Origin of the sequence: Oxalicibacterium flavum, assembly GCF_014635065.1 — a bacterium.
Taxonomy (GTDB): Bacteria; Pseudomonadota; Gammaproteobacteria; order Burkholderiales; family Burkholderiaceae_D; genus Oxalicibacterium; species Oxalicibacterium flavum.
Genome location: NZ_BMCG01000002.1, coordinates 690,708 through 713,600 on the forward strand (window position 1 = coordinate 690,708; position 22,893 = coordinate 713,600).

The 22,893-nt window shown below is 65.0% G+C and carries 19 protein-coding genes; 8 read left to right on the forward strand and 11 right to left on the reverse strand.

Annotation, left to right across the window (positions count from 1 at the left end):
* Positions 1-101: 101 nt before the first annotated feature.
* Positions 102-773, reverse strand: coding sequence for a ribose-5-phosphate isomerase RpiA (rpiA, locus tag IEV38_RS06770; protein ID WP_188395388.1), 672 nt, complete (start codon positions 771-773; stop codon positions 102-104).
* A gap of 231 nt (positions 774-1,004) precedes the next feature.
* Here rpiA and IEV38_RS06775 point away from each other — a divergent pair, with 231 nt between their 5' ends.
* Positions 1,005-2,192 carry a GGDEF domain-containing protein gene (locus tag IEV38_RS06775; RefSeq protein WP_188395389.1) on the forward strand — a complete coding sequence of 396 codons (1,188 nt, stop codon included), beginning with the start codon at positions 1,005-1,007 and terminating at the stop codon, positions 2,190-2,192.
* Here IEV38_RS06775 and eda read toward each other — a convergent pair.
* Together eda and edd are read right to left on the reverse strand one after the other, a co-directional pair.
* Complete coding sequence (gene eda, locus IEV38_RS06780) at positions 2,189-2,809, reverse strand: bifunctional 4-hydroxy-2-oxoglutarate aldolase/2-dehydro-3-deoxy-phosphogluconate aldolase (protein ID WP_188395390.1); 621 nt, start codon at positions 2,807-2,809, stop codon at positions 2,189-2,191. The genes IEV38_RS06775 and eda overlap by 4 nt on opposite strands.
* A 34-nt stretch (positions 2,810-2,843) precedes the next feature.
* Positions 2,844-4,760 (reverse strand): phosphogluconate dehydratase, encoded by a 1,917-nt coding sequence (gene edd, locus IEV38_RS06785; protein WP_188395391.1) that lies wholly within the window; start codon positions 4,758-4,760, stop codon positions 2,844-2,846.
* 348 nt (positions 4,761-5,108) lie between these two features.
* Here edd and pgi point away from each other — a divergent pair, with 348 nt between their 5' ends.
* The 4 genes from pgi (at position 5,109) to tal (ending at position 10,206) form a co-directional block, all read left to right on the forward strand.
* Positions 5,109-6,764 (forward strand): glucose-6-phosphate isomerase, encoded by a 1,656-nt coding sequence (pgi, locus tag IEV38_RS06790; protein WP_188395392.1) that lies wholly within the window; start codon positions 5,109-5,111, stop codon positions 6,762-6,764.
* Positions 6,765-6,839: 75 nt separating this feature from the next.
* Positions 6,840-8,309 (forward strand): glucose-6-phosphate dehydrogenase, encoded by a 1,470-nt coding sequence (gene zwf / locus IEV38_RS06795; protein WP_188395393.1) that lies wholly within the window; start codon positions 6,840-6,842, stop codon positions 8,307-8,309.
* Positions 8,310-8,311: 2 nt separating this feature from the next.
* Entirely contained in the window at positions 8,312-9,187 is an 876-nt protein-coding gene (locus IEV38_RS06800; RefSeq protein ID WP_188395394.1) for an SIS domain-containing protein, read from the forward strand.
* 80 nt (positions 9,188-9,267) lie between these two features.
* Positions 9,268-10,206: a transaldolase gene (tal, locus tag IEV38_RS06805; RefSeq protein WP_188395395.1), complete on the forward strand. Its 939-nt coding sequence runs from the start codon at positions 9,268-9,270 to the stop codon at positions 10,204-10,206.
* A 52-nt stretch (positions 10,207-10,258) separates the two neighbouring features.
* Here the strand turns inward: tal and IEV38_RS06810 are convergent, their stop codons facing one another.
* Positions 10,259-11,209, reverse strand: a complete 951-nt coding sequence (locus IEV38_RS06810; RefSeq protein WP_188395396.1) for a LysR family transcriptional regulator — start codon at positions 11,207-11,209, stop codon at positions 10,259-10,261.
* Positions 11,210-11,333: 124 nt separating this feature from the next.
* Here IEV38_RS06810 and IEV38_RS06815 point away from each other — a divergent pair, with 124 nt between their 5' ends.
* A complete protein-coding gene (locus tag IEV38_RS06815) occupies positions 11,334-11,594 on the forward strand; it encodes a DUF2798 domain-containing protein (protein WP_188395397.1) in 261 nt (86 codons plus the stop codon).
* Positions 11,595-11,682: 88 nt separating this feature from the next.
* On the forward strand, positions 11,683-12,210 hold the full coding sequence (locus IEV38_RS06820; RefSeq protein ID WP_188395398.1) for a hypothetical protein: 528 nt from the start codon (positions 11,683-11,685) through the stop codon (positions 12,208-12,210).
* Between the two features lie 65 nt (positions 12,211-12,275).
* Here IEV38_RS06820 and IEV38_RS06825 read toward each other — a convergent pair whose 3' ends face one another.
* The 6 genes from IEV38_RS06825 to IEV38_RS06850 all read right to left on the reverse strand — a co-directional run bounded on the left by IEV38_RS06825 (position 12,276) and on the right by IEV38_RS06850 (position 17,908).
* Positions 12,276-12,650, reverse strand: a complete 375-nt coding sequence (locus IEV38_RS06825) for a DUF3597 domain-containing protein (RefSeq protein WP_188395399.1) — start codon at positions 12,648-12,650, stop codon at positions 12,276-12,278.
* A 229-nt stretch (positions 12,651-12,879) separates the two neighbouring features.
* Positions 12,880-14,127, reverse strand: coding sequence for a CaiB/BaiF CoA transferase family protein (locus tag IEV38_RS06830; protein ID WP_188395400.1), 1,248 nt, complete (start codon positions 14,125-14,127; stop codon positions 12,880-12,882).
* Between the two features lie 5 nt (positions 14,128-14,132).
* The gene (locus IEV38_RS06835; protein ID WP_188395401.1) at positions 14,133-14,789 is read right to left on the reverse strand and encodes an HD domain-containing protein; all 657 of its coding nucleotides are present in this window, start codon (positions 14,787-14,789) and stop codon (positions 14,133-14,135) included.
* A gap of 42 nt (positions 14,790-14,831) precedes the next feature.
* On the reverse strand, positions 14,832-15,428 hold the full coding sequence (recR, locus tag IEV38_RS06840) for a recombination mediator RecR (RefSeq protein ID WP_188395402.1): 597 nt from the start codon (positions 15,426-15,428) through the stop codon (positions 14,832-14,834).
* Between the two features lie 16 nt (positions 15,429-15,444).
* Positions 15,445-15,771: a YbaB/EbfC family nucleoid-associated protein gene (locus IEV38_RS06845; protein WP_188395403.1), complete on the reverse strand. Its 327-nt coding sequence runs from the start codon at positions 15,769-15,771 to the stop codon at positions 15,445-15,447.
* A gap of 55 nt (positions 15,772-15,826) precedes the next feature.
* Entirely contained in the window at positions 15,827-17,908 is a 2,082-nt protein-coding gene (locus tag IEV38_RS06850; protein ID WP_188395404.1) for a DNA polymerase III subunit gamma/tau, read from the reverse strand.
* A 175-nt stretch (positions 17,909-18,083) separates the two neighbouring features.
* Between IEV38_RS06850 and IEV38_RS06855 the strand changes: the two genes are divergently transcribed.
* Complete coding sequence (locus IEV38_RS06855; RefSeq protein ID WP_188395405.1) at positions 18,084-19,775, forward strand: isovaleryl-CoA dehydrogenase; 1,692 nt, start codon at positions 18,084-18,086, stop codon at positions 19,773-19,775.
* 19 nt (positions 19,776-19,794) lie between these two features.
* Here IEV38_RS06855 and IEV38_RS06860 read toward each other — a convergent pair whose 3' ends face one another.
* Complete coding sequence (locus IEV38_RS06860; RefSeq protein WP_188395406.1) at positions 19,795-22,884, reverse strand: efflux RND transporter permease subunit; 3,090 nt, start codon at positions 22,882-22,884, stop codon at positions 19,795-19,797.
* Positions 22,885-22,893: the final 9 nt, after the last annotated feature.

The following is a 22,893-nucleotide window of genomic DNA, read 5'->3' on the forward strand; positions in this document are numbered from 1 at the left end:
GTCATTCCGTTTCCGGATCGATCGCCAGGGCGAAGCGCAGACAGTACCGACGTACGGCAAGACAGGTGCCCGCAAGGAGCACCTTTGATATCGGAATGAAATCAGAAGGTCATGCGCTTGACGCCATCGACCGTGCCCAGCAGACCGACGTTGGCACCGCGTCGCGCGAACAGGCCGACCGTCACCACACCGACGATGTCGTTGATCTGCGCTTCGAGTCCGGCCGGATCGGCGATCCGCAGGCCGTGCACATCGATGATGAAACAACCGTTGTCGGTCACCACCGGCTGGCCGTCCTTGACGCGCAGGCGCGGTTCGCCGCCCAGCGTCTGCAAGCGGCGCGCGACGGCGGCCTGCGCCATCGGGATCACCTCGACCGGCAGCGGGAAGGCGCCCAGCGTCTTGACCAGCTTGGAGCCGTCGGCGATGCAAACGAACTGGCGCGCCACCGAGGCCACGATCTTCTCGCGCGTGAGTGCCGCGCCGCCTCCCTTGATCATTTCGCCATGCAGCGTGATCTCGTCGGCGCCGTCGATATAGACCGACAACGACTGCACGTCGTTGAGATCGAATACCTCGATGCCATGGCCGCGCAGGCGCTCGGCAGTGGCTTCCGAAGACGCCACCGCGCCCTTGATGCGATCCTTGATCGCGCCGAGTTCGTCGATGAAGAAATTGGCGGTGGAACCGGTGCCGACGCCGATGATCTCACCGGGCGTCACATATTCGATGGCGGCGCGTGCTACCGCCTGTTTCATTTCGTCTTGGGTCATCGCCTGAAGAGAAGGGAGAAAAGTCTGCTATTTTACCGGAGGATGACTGCACGGCCGCCCTTATACGGAGGCACACAAACCGTGTGTATCGCTGGGTCAACGCAATGTTCGACGATTTAGGTCAAGATTGATTTCCATGCGGAAATACGACGTTATACTGCGACTTCGACTCTTCCGGCAGCCTGTCCTGCCCGTCCGCGCCGTCCGCCCGCTCCAGTCCGAATCGATTCGATGCTTAGTCCGTTCAATCTTCTGCTGATCACCTCCGGGTTCAGCATCGTCATGCTGTTCGTGCTTGCCTCGCTGCTGCGCAGCGGCATCGCCGGCATACGCGAATGGACGACCGCCAACATCCTCGCCGCCGTGGCGCTCATCCTCTATGCCTGCCGCGACGTCATTCCCGACCTGCTGTCGATCGATCTTGCCAATGTGCTATCCGGACTTGCCGCCTGCATCCTGTTTCTGGGTTTTCGCCGATTCTTCGGACTGACCACATCACGGGCGCCGATGGCGATCAGCCTGGCGACGCTGACGCTGCTCATCCTGACGTTCCACTACGGCTACAACTCCATTGCCGCGCGCACCGTCATCATTTCCGCCTTTTTCGGCGTGCTCTGCCTCGCCATCAGCATCACCATCTTCCGCCACGCCTGGCATGCCCCCTCGCCCTACCCCTATCGCTTCACCGCCACCGTGGCGGCCCTGTTCGCGATCGGCCATTGGAGCCGCAGCGTGGTCTATTGGACCGGCGCCGATCATCTGACCTCGACCATGCAGGGCTCGAACTGGAACCTGCTGTTTCTCTCGCTGGGCACGCTGATGCTGCCCATCTTCACGATGGGCGCGATCATGATGGTGCACGACAGGATGATGTCCAAGGCCATCGAAGACGCCAACCATGATTTCCTGACGGGAGCATGGTCGCGTCGCGCCTTCTTCGAATTCGCCACGCGCGAGCTCACGCGCGCGCGGCGCATGCAGCGCTCATTGTCGCTGCTGGTGTTCGACGTCGATCATTTCAAGCGCATCAACGACACGCACGGCCATGCCGCCGGCGATCGCGTGCTGGTCGAGATCGTGGCGCGCGCGGAACTGGAGATACGCAGCATGGATTACATCGCCCGCATGGGCGGCGAGGAATTCGCGGTGCTGCTGCCCGAAGTGGATGCGGCGGCCGCCATCGCGGTGGCCGAACGCCTGCGCATCCGCCTGGGAACGCAGACTGCCGCCGATCCGGCGACAATCGCAGCGGTGCCCTACACCGTCAGCGTCGGCGTCGCCACGCACGACGGCCGCGAAACCATGGCCGAACTCATGCACCGTGCCGACATGGCGCTGTATGCCGCCAAGTCCGGCGGCCGCAATATCGTGGTCAGCGCCGACGTGCCCGAAACGCAGCCCCTGACCGCAGACGTCTAGCGCAGGCCGGCAGCCGCCGTCGCCAGCGCGCGAACACCCTCCCAGTCGTTGGCCGCCAGCAGTTCGCGCGGCGTCAGCCACGAACCACCGACGCAGGCCACGTTCTTGCACGCGAGGAATTGCGGTGCCGTCTCCTGCGAGATGCCGCCGGTCGGACAGAACAGCACGTCGGGCAGCGGTCCGGCGATCGCATTGAGCATGCCGACGCCGCCGGCCGGCACCGCCGGAAACAGCTTCAGCTGGAAGAAACCCGCCTCGCGCGCCGCCAATACCTCGGACGGCGTCATCACGCCCGGCAGCAGCGGCAGCCCGCTGGCGCGCGCCGCCTGCACGAGGTCGCGCGTCAGTCCCGGCGACACGCCGAACACCGCGCCCGCGTCGCGCGCGGCGGCGAAGTCTTCGGGGCGCGTCAGCGTGCCGACGCCGAGGATGGCTTGCGGCACCTGCTCGGCAATCGCGCGGATCGCCGCCAGTCCGTGCCGCGTGCGCAGCGTGACTTCAAGCACGCGGATGCCGCCTTCCACCAGCGCCTGCGCCATCGGCACGGCATGGCGGATGTCGTCGATCGCGATGACCGGGATCACGGGCGAGGCCCGCATGATTTCAAGCAGATTCATTTGCGTACTCATTGACGTCAATCCTTGGGCGTACTCATATCGATTGCTGGACGTGGGTATCCTCGTCGCTGAAGGGTTCGGCATCCTCGTGCGGCTGGTTGATCTCGGGCGAGGACGGCGTTGCCAGGTGCGGCAGGCCGAACGAGGCCGCGCCCTCTTCCGCGATGCTGACCGAGGAACGGAACATCGCGAACAGTTCGCGCCCCATGCCGATCATGTTGGACGAGCGGTCGGCATGCGCAAGCGAACGGCGCTCCCATTCCTCCTGCGCCACCAGCGCCTGCAGCACGCCGGCTTCGGCATCGAGGCGGATCAGGTCGCCGTCGCGCACGCGCCCGAGCGGACCGCCGGCCAGCACCTCGGGCGAAACATGAATCGCCGCCGGCACCTTGCCGGATGCGCCCGACATGCGGCCGTCGGTCACCAGCGCGACATGGAAGCCGGCGTCCTGCAGGTTGCCGAGCGCCGGCGTCAGCGCGTGCAGTTCCGGCATGCCGTTGGCCTTGGGTCCCTGGAAGCGCACCACGGCGACAAAGTCGCGCTCGAGCCTGCCTTCCTGGTAGGCATGCATGAATTCTTCCTGCGAGGCGAACACGATGGCCGGCGCCTCCACCACGCGGTACTGCGGCTTGACGGCCGAAATCTTGATCACCGCGCGCCCCAGGTTGCCGGTCAGCAGGCGCAGGCCACCGTCCGGCGAGAAGGGATTGGATGCCGGCCGCAACACGTTCTCGTCGGCACTGGCAGCCGGCGCGTCCTTCCAGATCGCGCGGCCATCCTCGTCGAGGAAAGGTTCGCTGCAATGGGCGCGCAAGCCCTTGCCAAGCACGGTGGTGACGTCCTCGTGCAGCAGACCCGCATCGAGCAGTTCTCGGATCACGAAGCCGGTGCCGCCGGCGGCGTGGAAATGATTGACGTCAGCCTCGCCGTTCGGATAGATGCGCGTCAGGAGCGGCACCACCGACGACAGCTTGTGGAAATCGTCCCAGTCGGTGACGATGCCGGCCGCGCGCGCGATCGCGATCAGGTGAATGGTGTGATTGGTCGAGCCACCGGTGGTCAGCAGCGCGACGATGGCATTGACGATGCTCTTCTCGTCAACCAGCTCGCCGACCGGCGTGAATCTCTTGCCCTGCGCGCTGATCTCGACCGCGCGCTGTGCCGCGCTGACCGTCAGCGCATCGCGCAGTTGCGTGTTGGGCGTGACGAAGGCGCTGCCCGGCAGATGCAGGCCCATGACCTCCATCATCATCTGGTTACTGTTGGCGGTACCGTAAAAGGTGCAGGTGCCGGGGCCGTGATACGACTTGGCCTCCGCTTCCAGCAGGCCGTCGCGGTCGATCTTGCCCTGCGCATAGAGCTGGCGGATGCGCGCCTTCTCGGAATTGGAGATGCCGGTCGTCATCGGTCCGCTCGGGATGAAGACCGCCGGCAGGTGGCCGAAATGCAAGGCGCCGATCAAGAGGCCCGGCACGATCTTGTCGCAGATGCCCAGATAGACGGCGGCATCGAACATGTTGTGCGACAGCGCAATGGCGGTGGACATCGCAATCGCGTCGCGCGAGAACAGCGACAGCTCCATGCCCGGCTGGCCCTGCGTGATGCCGTCGCACATGGCCGGCACGCCGCCGGCGAACTGCGCCACGCCGCCGGCCTGGCGCACGGCTTCCTTGATGATCTCGGGAAAGCGATGGTAGGGCTGGTGCGCCGACAGCATGTCGTTATAGGACGACACGATGGCGATCGACGGCTGTTGCTGCTGCTTGAGCACCAGCTTGTCGTTGGGGGGAAAGGCGGCAAAGCCGTGCGCCAGATTCGTGCACGACAATGCACTACGCTGCGTGCCTTGGTGAATCGAATCTGCCAGACGGTTCAGATACGCAGCGCGGTACAGCCTGCTGCGCTCGACGATGCGTGCGGTGACGGCAGCGATCACTGGGTGGAGCGACATGAACTCTTCCTTGGAAACAATACTGAAATTTTACTACATCCGACACCAGGTCCGTCCGCGCCGCAGGCAGCCGGCGCGAATGCATGTGACCGCGAAAGACGGGCTGAATTCCCTGCCCGGCTGGCGGGCACAAGGTGCACAGTCAAGGCGCTGCACAGGCACCGCGATGGCGCACGGCATCTTTCGCGGCGAGCCGAATGGAACTTTCGCGCCGCGCAGCCATCCGTAACAGGAGCATTTCGACAACGGCAATGGACGCCATCCCGCCATGTCATGAAGCCGAAACTATTTGTAGTGAAATTACCATAAGCTGTTGTATAGTTGATTCAATCTCAAGAACCCATCGTCATGTCCACCTTTTCCCTGCCTGCATCCTCGAGCTACAAGGCATTGCTGCAACACCATTCCCACGCACGGACATGGCAACTGCGTGAACTCTTCAAGCAGGATCCGGACCGCTTTTCCAGATTTTCAGTGGAAGCCGCCGGCCTCTTCCTCGACTATTCGAAGAACATTATTGATGCCGAGACGCTGTCGCTGCTGTGCGGTCTCGCACGCGAAGCACGCGTCGAGGCGCAGCGCGACGCCATGTTCACCGGCGCGCGCATCAACGTCACCGAGAACCGCGCCGTGCTGCATACCGCGCTGCGCCGCCCGCGCCACGACCGCCTGCCGCTGGACGGCGAGGATGCGGTAGCGCAGGTGCATGACGTGCTCGACCGCATCGCCGGCTTCAGCGAGCGCGTGCGTTCGGGTGAATGGCGCGGCCATGACGGACGCGAGATCACGGACATCGTCAACATCGGCATCGGCGGCTCCTACCTCGGACCGAAAATGGCGTGCCAGGCGCTGCGGCCGTTCGCCCACGCGCGGCTGACGATGCATTTCGTCTCCAACGTCGATGGCCACGATCTCGATGCGCTGCTGCCGCAGCTCGATCCGGCCCGCACGCTTTTCATCGTCGCCTCCAAGACCTTCACCACGTCCGAGACCATGACCAACGCGCAGTCGGCGCGCGCCTGGATGCTGCGCGGCATGGCGGAGGGCGACCTGGCCAGGCACTTCGTCGCGGTTTCCACCAATCTCGAGGCAGTCACCCGGTTCGGCATCGCGCCGGAAAACATGTTCCCGTTCTGGGACTGGGTCGGCGGCCGCTATTCGGTCTGGTCGGCGATCGGCCTGCCGCTGGCCCTGTCCATCGGCATCGAGGGCTTCCATGCCTTTCTGGCCGGCGCGCACGAGATGGATACCCATTTCCGCGAAGCGCCGCTGGAACGCAACCTGCCGGTGCTGCTGGGCCTGATCGGCATCTGGAACCGCAACTTTCTCGGCAGCGATTCGATCTCGATCGCGCCCTATCACCAGGACCTCGCACTGTTCCCGGGCTATCTGCAGCAGCTCGAGATGGAAAGCAACGGCAAGCGCGTGCACATCGACGGCGCACCGCTGGAAAATGCCACCTGCCCGGTCATCTGGGGCGACACCGGCACCAACGGCCAGCATGCGTACTTCCAGCTGCTGCATCAGGGCACCGACATCGTGCCGACCGACTTCATTGCCGTGCTCAAGCCGGCACACGCGCTGCCGCATCATCACGAACGGCTGCTCGCCAACTGCTTCGCGCAGTCCGAAGCCTTCATGCGCGGCAAGACCGCCGACGAGGTGCGCGCCGAGATGCAGGCGCAGAACCTGCCGGCCGACGAGATCGCCAAACTGATCCCGCACCGCACCTTCCCCGGCAACCGCCCGAGCACCACCATCCTGCTCGACGAACTGACGCCGGCCACGCTGGGCGCGCTGATCGCGCTGTACGAACACAAGGTCTTCGTGCAGGGTGCTATCTGGGGCATCAACAGTTTCGACCAGTGGGGCGTGGAACTGGGCAAGGTGCTGGCGAAGAACATCGAGGCCGAACTGACGGGACAGCCCGATCCGGCACGCCACGACAGCTCGACCAACGGATTGATCGCGCGCGCGCGCCGGTGCGCCGGCCACAACGCATAAGCCCGCATTGCCGCGCCGTGAAAGACCGTGCTACCGTTCCAACGACCTTTTCCCTGATTACAAGATACGACCACCATGGCCCTTTCCGATTTTGATCTCGTTCTGTTTGGCGGCGGCGGCGACCTGTCGATGCGCAAGCTCATTCCAGCCCTCTACGCACGTCATCGCGCCGGCGACCTGCCGCCGAGCGCGCAGATCGTCTGCGTCGGCCGTCACCCGTGGTCGGATGCCGAGTTCGTCGAGGAACTGAACCGCAATGCCAAGCCGAACATCGGTGAAAAGGTATTCCAGCAGGAAGCCTGGAATGCCTTCTGCGCCTCGGTGCGCTATGTCTCGCTCGATGCCACCAATGCCGACAGCTACGATCCGCTGGTCGATCTGCTGCGCAACGACGCCGGCCTGACGCGCGTGTTCTATCTCGCCGTTTCGCCCACGCTGTTCGCCAGCATCTGCCACAACCTGCATCGCCGCGGCCTGGCCACCGAGCATTCGCGCGTGGTGCTGGAAAAACCGCTGGGCCGCGATCTGGCCAGCGCCAAGCAGATCAACAAGGAAGTCAGCCAGGTCTTCAAGGAATCGCAGATCTTCCGTATCGACCACTACCTCGGCAAGGAAGCCGTGCAGAACCTGCTGGCGCTGCGCTTCGGCAATGTGCTGTTCGAGCCACTGTGGCGGCGCGAATGGATTTCCGACGTGCAGATCACGATCGCCGAGGAACTCGGCGTCGGCAACCGCATGGGCTACTACGAAACCTCGGGCGCGCTGCGCGACATGCTGCAGAATCACCTGCTGCAGCTGCTGTGCATCACCGCGATGGAACCGCCGCTGTCGGTCGGTGCCGACGCCGTGCGCGACGAGAAGCTCAAGGTGCTGCATTCGCTCAAGCCGTTCACGCCGACCACGCTGTCGCGCAACGTGGTGCGCGGCCAGTACCGCGCCGGCCACGTCGAAGGCAAGCCGGTGCCGGCCTACCGCCAGGAAAAAGGCGCCGATCCCGATTCGAATACCGAGACCTTCGTCGCCGTGCGCGCCGAGATCGATACCTGGCGCTGGGCCGGCGTGCCGTTCTACCTGCGCACCGGCAAGCGCATGGCCGACCAGCTGGCCGAGATCGTGGTGCGCTTCAAGCCGATCCCGCATTCGATCTTCGCGCAGTCCACCAACAGCTTCGTGCCCAACTGCCTGGTGATCCGCCTGCAGCCGGACGACGGCCTGCAGCTGAACCTGATGGCCAAGACGCCGGGCGACGGCATGCGCCTGAAGCCGGTCGAACTCGAACTCGACTTCGCCGAGACCTTCAAGACGCCGCGCATGGATGCCTACGAACGCCTGCTGCTCGACGTGCTACGCGGCCACCTGACGCTGTTCATGCGCGCCGACGAACTAGAGGCTGCATGGGAATGGGTCGAACCCATCCTGCGCTACTGGGAACAGGAAGGCAACGAGCCGATTCCCTACACCTCCGGTAGCTGGGGCCCGGCCGCCGCCAGCGCGCTGATCGGCCGCGACGGCCTGCAGTGGCGCGAAGAAGTGCTGCCCGAATAAGCATGCTGCTGGACGCCATACGCAGCCGCCACGACGCGCTTTCCCGCTCGGAAAGGAAGGTCGCGGCGGCGGTACTGGCCGATCCGGAACAGGCGATCCAGGCCAACCTCGCCGCGCTCGCGAAGAAGGCGCAAGTCTCGGAACCGACCGTGGTGCGCTTCTGCCGCTCGCTCGGCTGCGACGGCTGGCACAGCTTCAAGCTCAAGCTCGCACAGGGACTCGCGCTGGCACCCGGCGCCGACGTGCCGCCGGCGCGCGAAGACCTCGCCGCCGACCTGATCGGCAAGATCTGCGGGCGCTCGATCAACACCCTGCTCGACCTGCGCAACAGCCTGGATGCCGACGCCATCGAACGCGCGCTGCAACTGCTGGCGCGCGCCAGCCGCATCGAGTGCTACGGCCAGGGCACCTCGGGCATCGTCGCCGCCGACGCGCAGCACAAGTTCTTCCGCAGCGGCGTGCCGACCGTGGCTTACGCCGATCCGCACGTCCACGGCATCGCCGCCTCGCTATTGCAGAAGGGCGACGTGGTGCTCGCCGTCTCGCAGCGCGGCAGCAATCCCGCCCTGCTGCGCAGCGTGCAACTGGCGCGCGCCGGCGGTGCCGACGTCATCGCGCTGGCGCCGGGCGGCACGCCGCTGGCAGCGCTGGCCACGGCGCCGATCGCGATCGACCTGCATTTCCATGCCGATCCGCACGACAATCCCTACACGCCGATCTCGACGCGGCTCGCGCACCTGGTCGTGGTCGATATCCTCGCGGTCGGACTCGCGCTGCGCCTGAGTCCCGAACGCCGCAAAAAGATGAAGGCGGCACAGAAAGCGCTGCAGAAGATCGAACTGCCCTTCGATTCCCTGCTGCATTCCACGCACGATTAGCGAACCATCGGGCCGTGCCGACATTTCGTACAATAGAACGTCATTCCGCCTACCGACCTACAAGACAAAGAGACAGCTTCATGACCCAGCTCGCAGAACTCAAGCAGTACACCACCATCGTCGCCGACACCGGCGACTTCCAGTCGATCAAGGCCTTCGCGCCGCAGGATGCCACCACCAACCCGTCGCTGATCCTGAAGGCGGTGCAGAAGGACGAGTACCGCCCGATCATGGAACGCGTTGCGCGCGAACACGCGGGCAAGTCGGTCGATGCCATCGTCGATCACCTGCTGGTCGCCTTCGGCATCGAGATCCTCAAGGTCATTCCGGGCCGCGTCTCGACCGAGACCGATGCGCGCCTGTCGTTCGATACGCAAGGCTCGATCGAGAAAGGCCGCGAACTGATCCGCCTCTACGAAGCCGCCGGCATCCCGCGCGAACGCGTGCTGATCAAGATCGCCTCGACCTGGGAAGGCATACGCGCGGCCGAAGTACTGGAGAAGGAAGGCATCCACTGCAACCTGACGCTGCTGTTCTCGCTGCCGCAGGCGGTGGCCTGTGCCGAGGCGCGCGTCAAGCTGATCTCGCCCTTCGTCGGCCGCATCTACGACTGGTACAAGAAGTCGAGCGGTACCGACTACACGGGTGCCGACGATCCGGGCGTGCAGTCGGTCAAGCGCATCTACACCTACTATCGCAAGTTCGGCTACGACACCGAAGTGATGGGCGCGAGCTTCCGCAACACCTCGCAGATCGTCGAACTGGCCGGCTGCGACCTGCTGACGATCAGTCCCGAACTGCTGCAGAAGCTGGCCGAATCCGATGCGCCGCTGGCGCGCAAGCTGTCGCCCGAGCAGGCGCAGGCTGCGCAGATCGAGCGCCTCGACCTCGATGAAAAACGCTTCCGCTTTCTGCTCAACGAGGACGCGATGGCGACAGAGAAACTGGCCGAAGGCATACGCGCCTTCTGTGCCGACGCCGTCAAGCTCGACGGCCTGATCGCGGCACTCGCGAAGTAAGCAAGCCATCCGCATGCCGCGTCCTGCGCGGCATGCTCCCCTCACACGCGGCTCAGGCCCGCCACGCCGACGGCATGTTCTGTTCGAGATAATCGAGGAACAGCCGCTGCTTTCCCTGCGCTACCTGACGATCCTGGTAGCAAGCGTAAAAATCCAACGGCTCGATATCAGCCTGCGCGGTCTGCGCGCGCTGTGCTCGCCGCAACGACTTCTTTTCCTGCGGCAGGAACAGCGGCTGCAGCAAACCCTGTTCGATGAGCGGATCGGCGATGAAAGCACCGATCCTTGCAACGCCCGCACCGTCCACCGCAAAGCGTGCCAGGCTGTCGATATCGTTGCTGATCATCACCGGATTGAGGCGCGGCTCGAAACGCACGCCCTCGCGCAGGAAACCCCACCCCAGCAGACGCCCGTCCATCGGCGACCGGAACAGCAGGCAGTGATGCCGGTGCAGTTCGTCCGGGTCCTGCGGTACGCCATGCTGCGCCAGATAGGATGGCGCCGCGCAGAAACGCATCGGCACGCGCGCAATGCGCCGTGCCACCAGGCCGGCTTCGAGCTGCTGCGCAAAGCGGATGCTCAGATCGATGTCCTCGGCGATGTGATCGACGTAATGATCGGCCAGCACCAGCTCGATCATCAGGCGCGGATAGCGGCGCGCGAATGCCGGCAGCAGCGGCGCCAGCACGTTGCGGCCGAAGGCGGCGGAACAGGCGATGCGCAGCCGGCCCTGCGGCTCGCCGCCGAGGTCGGCAATGTCGGCCTGCGCCTGTTCGAGTTCACGCACGATCGATTGCACGCGCTGAAAATAGAGCTGGCCGCTCTCGGTCAGTGCGAGTCGCCGCGTGGTGCGTACCAGCAGGCGCGTACCGAGCTGCCGTTCCAGCCGCGCGATGTTCTGGCTTGCCGCTGCAGCGGAAATGCCAAGCCGGCGGCCGGCCGCTGCGATGCTGCCCTCCTCCACCGCCTTGACGAAGCTCTCCACTCCCTTGAGCGTATCCATCGTTCCCCTCGCGACTGTCCTATTGAATCGTAAGTTTATCTTCAAATACTGCTTAGGGATTAGTGGCTACCGCCTTGTGGATGGTATGCGTAGAGTGTGGCCTTTTCCATCCTTCAGGGCTTTCATGAAACCATCTTGCTCGACTCGCTCGCTGGACCTGCGCGTTCCGGCCCGCTTCACACCTGTTTTGTTTGCCTTCTTCATGTCCGGCATCATGGCCATGCTGATGTCCATCGTCATCGTCGGAGCCGGCACCGGCATCGATAGCGACCTGCCACTGCGCGTCTGGCATGCCTACAAGCTCGCCATGCCGGTCGCCTTCTTCTGCGTGCTCATGGTCAGGCCGCTGGTGGCGCGTCTGGTCGCCGTCAGCATACGGAGCTGACCTGCCGAAACATGCCCGCCGACAACATTGCGGGAACACACGCGGCGAATCGGGGTCCGACAAGGGTTGTCACTGTTATCATTGCCCCATGTCAGCTTCGATTTTTGCCTTTTCAGGGTCAACGCCGCGCAATTGCATCCTGCTGTGCGGACTGGCCCTTGCCTCGATCCAGCCGGTTCATGCGAACGAGGTGTCTGTGGAGCCGGAAAGCGCGCCGCACAACGTCTATTTCAGTACCAGCATCGCGACACGCCACTTCCGCCCCGACCCTGCACACAACAACACGCAGCATCTGCTGAACCTGGAATGGAATTACCGCGACAACACGGTGGTCGGCGGTGCCCATTTCAAGAACTCGTACCGGCAGCCGACCACGCTGCTTTACTGGGGCAAGAAATACCATCCTTTCGATGCCTCGCCGAATACCTACGTCAAGGTCGTGGGTGGCGTCATCCATGGCTACAAGGACGAGTACCAGGACAAGATTCCACTCAACAAGTACGGCACCGCGCCTGTCGTGCTGCCGGCCGTCGGCTACTGCTACAAGCAGCTGTGCACGGAAGTCATCGTGTTCGGCACGGCCGGCGCGATGTGGACCGGCGGTGTGCGTTTCTGACCGACAAAAAAAATCGGGCGCCATCGCAATGATGGCGCCCGACCGGGTGAAAACCGGGAAAGGAATTACTTGAGCTCGTCCGGCACCTTGCCGCCATTCTCCGCAAGCTTGTTCATGACCTGCTTGTGCAGCCAGATGTTCATCGAAGCCGAATCGTTGGTGTCGCCGGTGTAACCGAGTTCCTGCGCCAGCGTCTTGCGCGCGGTCAGGCTGCTGTCGAGATCGAGCAGTTTCAACAGATCGACGATGGAAGTCTTCCAGTTCAGTTTTTGCGGATTCTTTGCCGCCAGGCCATTGAGGATGGCACTCACGTCAACCTGCTCGACCGGAGCGGCGGCCGGCGCAGCAGCGGTGGCTGCCGGAGCCGTTTGTGCGGCGGGTGCGGTCTCTGCCTTGGCCGAGGGAAAAATCTTGCTGAAAATCGAGCTCAGAATGCCCATGTGATCCTCCTTTGAATTGAGAAAGTCCCGGAAAGCACGGAAGGCCTATTTAACCAGACTTCCCCGCCTCCGCGTGCAAACTTTTCAAAACCGGCAATGGATGGCAGGCAACGCTAATTGAAGATCAGACCGTTGAAGGTCCAGTAGCCCAGCAGAAACAGGGCCAGCGCAATAAAAAACTGTTTGAAGAACTGCTTGTTCATGCTTGCCTCTCTTTGGTTGGCATCACTCAGATCACGCCGTCTCGTCGCAGGGCGGCAATGGCGTCCGCATCGTGCCCGAGGCTGCGCAAGACCTCGTCGTTGTGTTCGCCCAGCCTGGGGCCGAGCCACTTCGTCTCGCCCGGCGTTTCCGACAGCTTGGGCGTGATCGCCGGCAGCTTGACCGGCGTGCCGTCGGCAAACGCATGCTGCTCGAACATGCGGCGCGCGAGAAATTGCGGGTCCGTCATCATGTCGCGCACCGAATAGATTTTGCCGACCGGCACGTCGGCCTGCTGCAGCGCCGCCAGCGCGCTGTCTATGGTCTGCGTTGCACACCATGCCTGGATTGCGGCGTCGATCTCGGCCGTGCGCGGCACGCGGCCGTCGTTGCGCGCGAGCTGCACATCGTTGGCGAGGTCGTCGCGGCCGATGGCGAGCATCAGGCGCTTGAAGATCGCATCGCCATTGCCGGCGATGACAATGTTCTCGCCTTCGCCAGTGGTATAGGTGTTGGACGGCACAATGCCCGGCAGCGCGCCGCCGGTACGCTCGCGCACCACGCCGGCGACGTCGTACTCGGGCACCAGCGATTCCATCATGTTGAAGACGGCCTCGTACAGCGCCACGTCCACCATCTGTCCCTGCCCGGCCACGCAGTCGCTCCCGCTCTTGCCGTTCCAGCGACCGCCCGTGACGTCGCGGTGGCGCAGCGCCATCATGGCGCCGATCACGCCGTGCAGGGCCGCCAGCGAATCGCCGATCGAGATACCCACGCGCAGCGGCGGCCTGTCCGGAAAACCGGACACATAGCGCAGCCCGCCCATCGATTCGCCGACCGCGCCGAAGCCCGGCTGATCCTTCATCGGCCCGCTCTGGCCGAAGCCGGACAGGCGCACCATGATGGTCGCCGGATTGACGGCCTTCAGCTGTTCGTAGCCGAGTCCCCATTTCTCGAGCACGCCGGGACGGTAGTTCTCGATGACGATGTCGGCATCCAGCGCCAGCCGCCGCGCGATCTCCTGCCCGCGCGCATCCTTGAGGTTCAACGTCACGCTCTTCTTGTTGCGCGACTGCACGCTCCACCACAGCGAAGTGCCGTCCTTCAGTACGCGCCACTGGCGCAGCGGATCGCCGCCGTCGGGCGACTCGATCTTGATGACCTCGGCACCGAACTCGGCCAGCATGCGCGAGCAGAACGGGCCGGCGATCAGCGTGCCGAGTTCGAGGACCTTGATGCCGGCCAGCGGACCGGAAACCTTGGAAGTTGCCGTCATGGGAATCAGGAAGAGGAAAGCGCCTGCAATTCGGCGCGCAGATTGTCACGGGCGCGGGCTTCGTAAGCCTGTTGCAGCGCTTCGGTGAAATACAGCGTGGGCCGTGCGAGAAACGACTGCAGGACCTTGCTGCGTACCGCACGATATTGCGCTTCCTCGACCCAGTCGTATTCGGCGCGAATCGCCGCGCTGTAGCGCGCATAGTCGGCGGGATCACTGCCGAGAATCGCCAGATCGAGATCGAGGAACAGCGGCATGTCCGCCACTTCGTCCGTCGTCACGCGATGACCGGCCGTCGCCGCGATGCACGCGGTGACCGGTGGAATCAGCGTCTCGTCCACCTGCATCGCCAACAGGGCGCAGCGTGCCATGTCGGCACTGCGCTCTTCGTTGTCGCGTCGCTGCGGATCATAGACGGCGTCATGGAACCAGATCGCCAGATGCACGACATGCGCGTCATGCAGGTGTTCGTGCCAGCGCTCCGCCTGCGTCAGCAAGGCCGTCACGTGCGACAGATCGTGATAACGCCGATGCGGTTCGCAAAAACGTTCGCACAGCTGCCACCAGACCTGGGACGCCGCCGCAGGATCCGCCTGCAGCGAGGCGCACAGATTCTGCCAGCGCACGGACAGTCCGTCGATCAAATGATAGGAACCGGACACGGCAAGGTCTCCATGCAGGTGTCGCTTGCGGCGACGGAATGATCAGGTCGTGCGCCGATCCAGCATCGCGCGCGCGATGGTGCCGGCGTCCACATATTCGAGTTCGCCGCCGACCGGCACGCCGCGCGCCAGCCGGCTGACCTTGAGGCCGCGCGCCTTCAGCGTCTCGCTGATGTAGTGCGCGGTGGCTTCGCCTTCGTTGGTGAAGTTGGTCGCCAGCACGACTTCCTTGACCACGCCGTCGGTGGCGCGCGTGATCAGTTTTTCGAGATGGATGTCGCGCGGGCCGATGCCGTCGAGCGGCGACAGGCGTCCCATCAGCACGAAGTACAGACCTTTGTAGGTCAGCGTCTGCTCGATCATCAACTGGTCGCCCGGCGTCTCCACCACGCACAGCAGTTCGGGATTGCGCTCACCGTCGAGACAGACTTCGCAGATCTCGCGCTCGGTGAAGGTATTGCACATCGCGCAGTGGCGCACGCGCTCGGCCGCCTGCGACAGCGCGCGCCCGAGCTGCAGCGCACCTTCACGGTCGTGCTGCATCAGGTGAAAGGCCATGCGCTGCGCCGACTTGGGACCGACGCCCGGCAGGCGGCGCAGCGATTCGGTCAGGAAGTCGAGGCTGGACGGTGTCTTCACTGCGGAAGGGATGCGATCAGAAAGGCATCTTGAAGCCGGGCGGCAGCGGCATGCCGGCGGTCACGCCAGCCATCTTTTCCTGCGAGGTCGCCTCGGCCTTGCGCACGGCGTCGTTGAAGGCGGCCGCCACCAGGTCTTCCAGCATGTCCTTGTCGTCGCCGAGCAGCGAAGGATCGATGGCGACGCGCTTGACGTCGTTCTTGCAGGTCATGACGATCTTGACCAGACCGGCGCCGGACTGGCCTTCGACCTCGATCGTCGCCAGTTGCTCCTGCATCTTCTTCATGTTGTCCTGCATCGCCTGCGCCTGCTTCATCAGGCCTGCCAACTGGTTCTTCATCATGATGGGAAACTCCTCTTTCTGTACCGGTTTCGGAATGAATGGAAATCCTGCGCGCTCAGACCGGCCGCACCGAGCCCGGCACGATGGTCGCGCCGAGCTCGCGCATCAGCTTCTGCACGAAGGGATCGTTCTGGATCGATTGCTCGGCCTCGCGCTGGCGTTCGGCGCGATCCGCGAGCGCGGCCGCATTGGCCGTGTGCTGCGCCGGGCCGAGTTTGGGCTCGACGCGCACCGGCTGGCCGAAATGCTCGGAAAGCGCGGTCGTCAGCTTCTCGACGCTGCCGGCCGCCAGCAGCGTCTCGACCTGGACCTGCAGTTCGAACCTGATCGCGTTGCCGTCGCGGCCCGCTGCCATCAGTTCGCTCTGGTGCGCGAGCTGCTGCGCCACGCCGCGCACCGGCAAGGCGGCGGCGAGCACCGGCCAGTTGCCGTCCCATGCCAAACCCTCGACCGGCAACAGGCGGAACGGACGCGGCGGGTCGGCCGGCGCAGCCTGCTGCACGGGCGCCGACTGCATGGCGGATGCGGAAGCGGCTTGCGTTTTTTCTTGCACGGATGGCGTATCGAAGGCCTGGTCGCGGCCGCCGTAGGCAGGCGCCATGTCGGCACCGTCATCCCACGGCGGCGCCGGCGGCAGATCGGGCAGGTCCATCGGCGGGCCGTCGTCGAAGGATGCAGGCGGACGCGCGCTGGCAGGTGCAGGAGAAACAGGCGCAGCCGGCACGGCTGCGGGAGCCGGCGACGCGGCCTGTGCCGCCATCGGAGCAGGCACCGAAGCCGGTGCACGCGGTGCCGACGCCCCGCCCTTGAGGCCGGCACGCGCTGCTTCGAGCGCGGCCTTGGCCGGGCTCACGCCCGCACGCGGTACCGGCGCGCTGGCAGTGGAAACCTGCGGCGCTGCACTCAGGCGCGCGGCGGCAGGCGGTACCGCCTGGCTGGCTTGCGCCGCGGGCGCCGGACTCGCCGCGGGGCGTGCCGGCGCCGCAGAGGCCGGCGCGGAGACAGCCGGCGGCAGGCCGCGTCCCTCGCCCGGACCGAAGCCGGGACGGAACGCCAGCATGCGCAGCAGCGTCATCGAAAAGCCCGCGTACTCGTCGGGCGCCAGGCCCAGTTCGTTGCGGCCATGTACCGCGATCTGGTAGAACAGTTGAATCTCTTCGGCGTCGAACAGGCCGGCCAGGCGCAGGATGTCCTCGCGCTCCGGCAGGTCCTCGGGCACCGCCGCCGGCACGCTCTGCGCGAGCGCCACGCGATGCAGCAGGGAACCCAGATCCTGCAGCGCTGCGTTGTAGGACAGGCTGCGCGCGGCCATCTCGTCGGCCACTGCCAGCAGGCCGGCGCCGTCCTTGGCCGCCAGCGCGTCGAGGATGCGCACGAGGAAGGACTGGTCGAGTGCGCCCAGCATGCCCTGCACCGCTTCCAGCGTGACCTTGCCGGCCGCGTAGGCGATCGCCTGGTCGGTCAGCGACAGCGCATCGCGCATCGAACCGTGCGCGCCCTGCGCCAGCAGCCGCAGCGCCGGCGTTTCGAATTCGATGCTCTCCTGGCCCAGGATGTTTTCGAGGTGCGAGACGATGTGACCCGGCGGCATCTGCTTGAGATTGAACTGCAGGCAGCGCGACAGCACGGTGACCGGAATCTTCTGCGGATCGGTGGTGGCGAGGATGAACTTGACGTGCTCGGGCGGTTCTTCCAGCGTCTTCAGCATGGAGTTGAAGGCGTGGTTGGTCAGCATGTGCACCTCGTCGATCATATAGACCTTGAAGCGCGCATTGGACGGTGCGTAGATCGCCTGCTCGAGCAGCTGCGCCATTTCATCGACACCGCGATTGGAGGCCGCGTCCATCTCGATGTAATCGACGAAGCGGCCGGCATCGATCGCGGTGCAGGCCTCGCACACGCCGCATGGCGACGCCGTGATGCTGCCGTTGCCGTCGGCGCCGGTACAGTTGAATGACTTGGCGAGGATGCGCGACAGCGTGGTCTTGCCGACGCCGCGCGTACCCGTGAACAGGTAGGCGTGATGCAGGCGGCCGTTGTCCAGCGCATGCGTGAGCGCGCGCACGACGTGTTCCTGCCCGACCAGCGTGTCGAAACTCTTCGGACGATATTTGCGTGCAAGAACCTGATAGGACATGGCGGCCGTTCGCGATTGAAAGCAACCCGCATTTTACCCGACACCCGCACCGGATTTGCAGAGTCGCGCGATTGCGGCGCCGCAGGCCGGCCGTCCGCGCCGAACTGGCAATTCCGCCCGATCTGCGCTACAACACGGAAAGCCGCGCTCGCCGCCTTCCACCGAAAGGATCGCCATGCCCTGGTCCACCCACGAGATCGCCAATCAGGTTCCCGACCTTCCCGACTGCAACCTGTTCGCCACCGATCCCGCGCTGCAGGAAGCCGTGCGGCGCGACGCGGGCTGGCACGAGGCCGACCTGTGCGAAAGCGGCGCCGAACTCGGCAGCCGGGCGCTGCGCGAACTGGCAGCGCTGGCCAATCGTCACCCGCCGCAGCTGCACACGCACGACCGCGTCGGCCGTCGCATCGACAGCGTCGAATTTCACGCGGCCTGGCATCAACTGCTGACGCTGCAGCGCAAGCGCAACCTGCAGGCGCTGCCGTGGGCCGAAGCACGGCCCGGCGTGCATGCGGCGCGCACCGCCGGCTACTACCTGCAGGCGCAGTTGGAATCCGGTTCGCTGTGCCCGATCACCATGACGCATGCGGCGATTCCGCTGCTGCGGCAGGAACCGGCGCTGTTCGCCGGCCTCGCCGACAAGCTGTTCTCGCGCGAACACGATGGGCGCGACCTGCCGATCGCGCAGAAGCGCTCGATCATGATCGGCATGGGCATGACCGAGAAACAGGGCGGCTCCGACGTGCGCGGCAACACCACGCGCGCCGAAGCATTGGGCGACGAGGGGCGCGGCCAACCTTACCTGCTGACCGGCCACAAATGGTTCTTCTCGGTGCCGAGCTGCGATGCGCACCTGGTGCTGGCACAGGCGGCCGGCGGGCTGTCGTGCTTCTTCGTGCCGCGCTGGCGGCCCGACGGCCAGCGCAACGCGATCCGCATCCAGCGCCTGAAGGACAAGCTCGGCAACCGCTCCAACGCCAGCGGCGAGGTCGAGTTCCAGGATGCCTGGGGCGTAATGGTCGGCGACGAGGGACGCGGCGTCGCCACCATCATCGAGATGGCGAACCGCACGCGGCTCGACTGCGTGGTCGGCAGCGCCGGCCTGATGCGACATGCGCTGGTGCAGGCCATCCATCACGCGCGCCACCGCAGCGCCTTCGGCCGCCTGCTGGCCGAGCAGCCGCTGATGCAGAACGTGCTGGCCGATCTGGCACTGGAAAGCGAGGCAGCCATGCTGCTGATGATGCGCCTGGCGCGCGCGGCGGATCAATTGCAGCAGCAGGACGGCGCGCTCGAACGCGCGTGGCAGCGCATCGTCACGCCGGCCGCCAAGTTCTGGGTCTGCAAGCGCGCCATCGAATTCTGCGGCGAATGCATGGAAGTCTGGGGCGGCAACGGCTACGTGGAGGAAGCACCGATGGCGCGCCTGCTGCGCGAGGCGCCGGTCAACTCGATCTGGGAAGGCTCGGGCAACGTGATGTGCCTGGATGTGCTGCGCGCCATCGCGCGCGAACCGGAAGGCCTGATCCTGCTGCTGCAGGATCTCGACCGTATCGCCGCCGCGCATGCGGGCTTGCGCACATTGCTCGACGGCTTGCGCGAAAGCTTGCGCCTGCCGCCGCCGCAGCTCGAATCGCAGGCGCGCCGCATCGCGCAACAACTGGTGCTGGCAGCGCAAGGCTGCCTGATGCTGCAACACGCACCGGCCGCCCATGCTGAAGCCTTCATCGCCAGCCGCATCGATGCCAATGGCGGGCGTGTCTTTGGCACAATGAGCGGCACCTTGAGTGAAACAGTCGGCGGCAAGCTGGCTGCGCATGACGGGCGGCTACACGCGCAAATCCTGCAGCGCGCGTGGCCGGCATGAGGCTGCAACAAATCCGAGACTAGCGCGCTGCCGCTTCCTGCTCGGGCGTGATCTGCAACGGACCGTCGCCGCTGTAGCGGTCGAGCAGCAGATAAATCACCGGCGTGATGAACAGCGTGATGACCTGCGACACCATCAGCCCGCCGACCACGGCCAGACCCAGCGGCTGACGCAGCTCGGCGCCGGCGCCGATGCCAAGCGCGATCGGCATCGCGCCCATCGCCGCCGCCAGCGTGGTCATCATGATCGGACGGAAACGCAGGATACAGGCGGTGCGGATCGCCTCGGCCGGCGACTTGCCCTCCTCGCGCTGCGCCGCCAGCGCAAAGTCGATCATCATGATCGCGTTCTTCTTGACCAGCCCGATCAGCAGCAGGATGCCGATGATGGCGATCATCGTCAGTTCGACGTTGAAGATGCGCAGCGTCAGCAAGGCGCCGACCACGGCCGACGGCAAGCCGGCCAGGATCGTGATCGGATGAATGTAGCTTTCGTACAGCACGCCGAGCAGGATGTAGATCACCACCACCGCCAGCACCAGCAGCGCGATCTGGTTGCCCTGCGAGGCCTGGAACACGGCGGCGTCGCCGGCGTAGTTCGTGATGATGCTTTGCGGCAGATCGATCTCGGCCTTGATGCGATCGACGTTGGCGGTGGCGTCGCCGAGCGGCACGCCGGGCGCGAGGTTGAACGAGATCGTCACCGCCTGCAACTGTCCCTGGTGATTGACCGCGATCGGCCCGGCGGTACGCTTGACGCTCGCCACGCTCAGCAGCGGCACCAGCGCGCCCTGCTTGTTGCGCAGGTAGACCTTGGCCAAGTCGGACTCGTCCTGGCGGCCGACGTTGCTGTCCTGCAGGATCACGTAATAGCTGTTGGCGCTGGTATAGATGGTCGAAATCTGGCGATCGCCGAAGGTGCTGTAGAGCGCGGTGCGGATGTCCTGGATTTCGATGCCGGCCTCGTTGGCGCGGTCGCGGTCGATCTCGATCTCGGCCTGCAGGCCCTTCAGCTGCGAATCGCTGGTGACGTCGATGAAGGAATGATCGGCACGCATGCGCGCCATCATGGTCTCGGCCCATGCGTTGAGTTCGTCCGGGTGCACGCTCTGCATCACGAACTGGAACTGGCTCTTGCTCTGGCGCCCGCCGAGCCGCAGGTTCTGCACAGGCATCATGAACACGTTCAAACCCGGTACCTCGCGCACGCTCTGGCGCAGTTGCCGCAGCACCTCGTGCATCGGTTCGCGCTCGCTGCGCGGCTTGAGGCCGATGAACATGTTGCCGACGTTGCTGTCGCGCGTGCGCACGGTGCCGGTCTCCACGTTCGGGTTGGCGCGGATGATCTCGGACGCCTGCGTCATCAGCTTGACCATGGTCGGGTACGAGGCATCTTCCGGACCTTCGACGGTGACGCTGATCTGGCCGATGTCCTCGCTCGGGAAGAAACCCTTGGGAATCGTGACGAACAGCCAGGCCGTGAGCGCGAAGGTCAGCGCCGCCAGCAGCAGGATGATGGCGCGATGCGCGAGCGCCCAGTCGAGGCCGCGCGTGTAACCATCCAGCACGCGGTCGAAGCCGCGCTCGAACTGGCGACTGATCCAGGGTTCCTTGCGCTCGTGTTCCTCCCTTTCGGGCTTGAGGTAGCGGCTGCACATCATCGGCACCAGCGTCAACGACATCAGCGCCGACACCATCACCGCCAGCGACACCACCGCCGCGAACTCGTAGAACAGCAGGCCGATCACGCCCGGCATGAAGAAGATCGGGATGAACACCGCCACCAGCGAGATCGAGATCGAGATGATGGTGAAGCCGACCTCGCGCGAACCCTTGAGCGCAGCAGCCAGCGGCTCCATGCCGTTCTCGATGTGGCGCACGATGTTCTCCAGCATGACGATCGCATCGTCCACCACCAGGCCGACCGCGATCGTGATGCCGAGCAGCGACACGTTGTCGAGACTGAAGCCGGCCCAGTACATGAGCGCCGCGCTGCCGATCAGCGAGATCGGCAGCGACAGCACCGGAATCAGGGTCGCCGTGAAGCGCTTGAGGAACAGGAAGATCACCATCACCACCAGCGCAATCGTCAGCAGCAGTGTGAAGTGCACGTCGTGAATCGCCTCGCGGATCGAGACCGAGCGGTCGTTGAGGACCTGCACGTCGATCGAGGCCGGCATCTGTTCGCGGAACAGCGGCAATTGCGCCTTGACCTCATCGACCACCGCCACCGTATTGGCGTTCGGCTGGCGCTGCACTGCCAGCACGATGGACGGCTTGCCGTTGGCCCAGCTGCCGCTCTTGGTCGACTCCACGCTGTCGGTCACCTCGGCCACGTCGGACAGGCGCACGGTCTGGCCGTTGTTGCTGGCGACGACGATGTTGGCGAAGGCGGCCGCGTTGCGCAGTTGCCTGTTGGCCTGCAAGGTCAACGTCTGGCGTTCGCCATCGAGCACGCCGACCGGCGAATTGACGTTGGCGGCGCGGATCACCTGCGCCAGTTCGTCCATCGTCATGTTGCGCGCGGCAAGTTCGTCCGGCTTGACCTTGACGCGCACCGCGTAGCGGCGCTGGCCATAGACCTGTACCTGCGCCACGCCGTTGATCGTCGAGAGCGACGGCGAGATCAGGTTTTCGGCATAGTCGTTGAGCTCGGACAGCGGCATCGACGGCGAGGTCAGCGCCAGCAGCAGGATCGCCTGATCGGCCGGGTTGACCTTGCGATAGGCCGGCAGCGCCGTCATCTCGATCGGCAGGCTGCGCTGCGCGCGCAGCAGGGCTGCCTGCACGTCGACCGCGGCGGCATCGATGTCGCGGTCCTGCTCGAATTCCAGCACGATCGAGGTATTGCCGAGCGTGCTGCTGGAACTGATGGTCGACAGGCCGGCGATGGTCGAGAACTGCTTCTCGAGCGGCAGCGCGACCGACGACGCCATCACCTCGGGACTGGCGCCGGGCAATGCGCCGGTCACGTTGATGACCGGCGTGTCATAGCTGGGCAGCGCGGCGATCGGCAACTGCACATAGGAATAGGCGCCGATCACGACGATCGCGATCGACAGCAGCACGGTCATGACCGGCCGGCGTATGCAGAGTTCGGAAATATTCACGGATGGATT